This is a genomic window from Vibrio sp. 2134-1 (assembly GCF_033339495.1).
Window position 1 is genome coordinate 1 of record NZ_JAWOUS010000639.1, and the last position, 611, is coordinate 611.

General features: G+C 47.1%; 1 protein-coding gene. It reads right to left on the reverse strand.

Annotation, left to right across the window (positions count from 1 at the left end):
• Positions 1 to 50 precede the first annotated feature (50 nt).
• Positions 51 to 611, reverse strand: a 561-nt coding sequence (gene arcA, locus R7R78_RS27690) for a two-component system response regulator ArcA (RefSeq protein ID WP_225474801.1), incomplete at its 5' end; no start/stop codon positions are given.

Below are 611 nucleotides of genomic sequence, written 5' to 3' on the forward strand. Positions count from 1 at the left end.
AAAAGGGCTTGCTCCAATGAGCAAGCCCTTCGTATTTCTAGCAGACTGCATTAGTCTTCTAAGTCACCACAGAAGCGGTAGCCTTCACCGTGGATAGTCGCGATGATTTCTGGCGTACCAGATACTGATTCGAAGTGTTTACGAATACGGCGAATCGTTACGTCGACAGTACGGTCATGTGGTTTAAGCTCACGTCCAGTCATCTTCTTAAGAAGATCTGCACGTGTTTGGATCTTACCTGGGTTCTCACAGAAGTGCAGAAGTGCACGGAATTCAGAACGAGGCAGCTTGTAGCTATCACCAGCAGGGCTCACTAGTGAGCGGCTGTTAATATCTAGCACCCAACCGTTGAATTCGTATTTTTCTACTGAGCGCTTTTCTTCTTGAACTGCGTTAGTGCTCATTGAGCGGCTTAGCAGGTTGCGCGCACGAATAGTCAATTCACGTGGGTTGAATGGTTTTGTGATGTAGTCATCAGCACCAATTTCAAGACCTAGGATCTTGTCTACTTCATTGTCGCGGCCTGTTAGGAACATCAGAGCGATGTTCGCCTGCTCACGTAGTTCACGTGCTAACAGTAGACCATTCTTGCCTGGAAGATTAATGTCCAT